This is a genomic window from Streptomyces torulosus (assembly GCF_001419765.1).
GTDB lineage: Bacteria > Actinomycetota > Actinomycetes > Streptomycetales > Streptomycetaceae > Streptomyces > Streptomyces torulosus.
Map to the genome: position 1 here is coordinate 1 of NZ_LIRK01000826.1, position 2,756 is coordinate 2,756.

A 2,756-nucleotide genomic window follows, 5' to 3' on the forward strand; every position below is an offset into this window, starting at 1 on the left:
CTACACAGCGGGCTGAGGACCGCCGCTTGACGAGTTAGGCGCCTGAGGTGTCTACACCGCCCGGTGGGCCCTGTCCGACCTCACCGACCGCCGCCGCCCACCAGCCCCCGTCCCCGACCCGGACCGGCACCCCCGGCAGACCCCGGCGAGCCGGCTGCGCCCTGGACCTCGGACCAGACAGCGGGGGAGTGGGAGATACCCCGCATCCCGCTGCAGTACGAGCGGGCCGTCCTCGCCGGTGTGGTGGTGCGGGAGAAGCTGCGCACCACCACTGCCGCCGTGCGGGGCCGGGCGTACGACGTCGTCACCCACCAGCAGGCGGCGATGCCCGAGCAGCTGCTCTCGCCCCCAGCCGCCGACTCCGAGCACGACGACCAGGAACCGGAGCCCGGCCGACAGGGAGTGGTCGACCTGACGGCGATGCGGGCCCAGGTCAGCGTGGCCGTCACCGTCGACGTCCAGCAGAGCGCTGCTCGCGCCGAACTGGTCGTCGGCGACGGCAGGCAGCGGACGGTGCCCCAGTCACCATCGCAGATCGCTCCCGAGGCGGTGAGGCGGCCCGTGCACCTCGGCCGAAGCCGGCTCGCCCCGGCCGGACATGACGGTGGGGCGGCACCAGGCCGCCCCACCGAACCTCCGTTGCCCGATCGGCTCGCTCAGCGCAGGAGCGCGCCGAAGCGGGCGCCCGTGGCGGGCGCCGAGAGGTCGCCGGCGCCGAACGCGAGGGACGACGTGGCCGTGAGACCGGTCGCCGTGCCGCGCAGCACCCAGACCGCGCCGTTCCAGCTGTTCTCGGCCAGGGAACCGGCCGCGAGGTCGGCGTGGCCGTCACCGTCGACGTCCAGCAGCGCGCTGCTCGCGCCGAACTGGTCGTCGTTCTCGGCGAATCCGGGTACCCCGGCGGTGTCCTGGTGGAAGGTCTGCGTTCCGGCGCCCGTGACACCGGAGGCGCTGCCGGGGACCAGGGCGACGGACCCGGCGTCGGTGATGTCGCCGATGTCCTCGCCCGGGATGCCGAGCGCGATGTCGCCGAAGCCGTCACCGTTGACGTCCGCCACCGAGACCGTGGAGCCGATCCCGTCGCCCTCCTCCTCCACGCCGGGGAAGCCGGGCAGGTCCTGGTCGAAGGTCTGTACGCGCTCCTCGGACAGGCCGGAGGCCGACCCGAACGCGATCTGGACCTTGCCGCCGTTCCAGTAGTTGCCCACCACGACGTCGTCGAACCCGTCGTTGTTCACGTCCCCGATGCCGGTGCCCGTACCGGTCGCGGTGCCGTCCGCGGGGACCCAGCCGCTGGTGAAGCCCGTGCTGCCGCCGCCGAGGAACAGACGGTTGCCCCACTGGCCGTCGCCCGCGTACTTCCAGGCGACGATGTCGTCCTTGCCGTCGCCGTTGACGTCGCCGGTCCGGGTGGAGCGGATGGGCCCGCTGATCGAGTCGCCGTCCTCCTGGCAGCCGCCGTTGGTGGCGCAGGAGGCGTCGCCCGCGTCGTAGCCCCACCAGTCGGCCTTGTCCAGCAGCGGCAGGGTGGCGGTGGGGTGTCCGGCACGGGTGACCGGGCCCTTCCACACGGTGGCGTCGCCGCTCGCCGGGTCGTCGCCCGCGCCGGACAGGTAGGAGAACAGGGCGAGGTCCGTCTTGCCGTCGCCGTCGAAGTCGCCGGTCGTGGGGGACTGCCCGTACCCGGGTATGGCCGTGCCGCCGGTGAGTCCGGATGCGGAGCCCCAGAGGATGACGGAGCCGGGACTGCCGCCCGAGATCACCAGGTCGCTGAAGCCGTCGCCGTCCAGGTCGCCCTTGGTGAAGTTGGTCCCGAAGCGCTGGTTCGCGGTGGCGGAGCCGGGAACGCCGCTGGTGGAGCGGCTGATGAGCTTCTTGTTGGCGGCGGAGACCCCATGGGCGGAGCCGTACGTGACGGCCACGTAGCCCGCCTTGGCCTTGCTGGAGATCGTGGCGTCCGGAGCCGACACGACCAGGTCGGCGTATCCGTCGCCGTTGAAGTCGTCCTGCGTGTCCGCGGACCCGGTGGCCGCCAGCGCCGGGCCCCCGGTGAGAGCCATGGCGCCGAATCCTCCGGCGAGCAGCACCGCGGCTGCCAGGGGTGCGGTGAGCGCGGTACGGGTTCGGCGGTGTGCTCGGGACATACGTGAGCCTTTCGAGTCGGTCGGTTCTGTACGCGGGAGGCCGCGTTCAGTGGGTACGACTCGAGCCGGGCAATCCCAGTTGTACGTCCCCATGTCATGGATTCGTAACCGAGGAGACAGGTGTGGCGCTGAACTCCCTTGTTGCCACAGGGAGTTCAGCGCCTGTCACCGTCGGTCTGCCAGTCGCCTCGACCCACTCGGGGTGGTCGATGAACGGGTTCTGAGAGGTCGTTTCATTTTGTTGTTTCATCCTTGGGTGCGGTTTTGATGTGGTGGTGTCGGGTCGTGCCAGGAGATGGTGTTCTCGCTGGTGAGGCGGCGGGCTATCGGGTCGGTCATGGCGAGGTGGATCATGGCTTCGGATGGTGGGTGGTTTTTGCCTGAAAGGTCAGGTTCGGTTGTGTGGGGTCGTTGCTGGTCGCGGGGTGTGGCTCCTGGTCGGGAGAGTGGTCGGTTGTTCGGCATTCCTGAACTTTTGTCGTGATTGCCGGTGTTGTGGCTGGAGTCTGGGTGGGTGATGGCTGCGGATGCGTTGGCGGACGGCGGTGGGGCCGGGTGGGTGGATGAGTTTGTGCTGGCGCTGGCCGCGCGGGGGGTGACGGATGGGTGGGT

At 70.6% G+C, this 2,756-nt stretch carries 1 protein-coding gene; it reads right to left on the bottom strand.

Annotated elements, in window-relative coordinates; all coding sequences use genetic code 11:
* Positions 1-656: 656 nt before the first annotated feature.
* Entirely contained in the window at positions 657-2,144 is a 1,488-nt protein-coding gene (locus AOK23_RS40820) for an FG-GAP and VCBS repeat-containing protein (RefSeq protein ID WP_055717463.1), read from the bottom strand.
* Between the last annotated feature and the right edge of the window lie 612 nt (positions 2,145-2,756).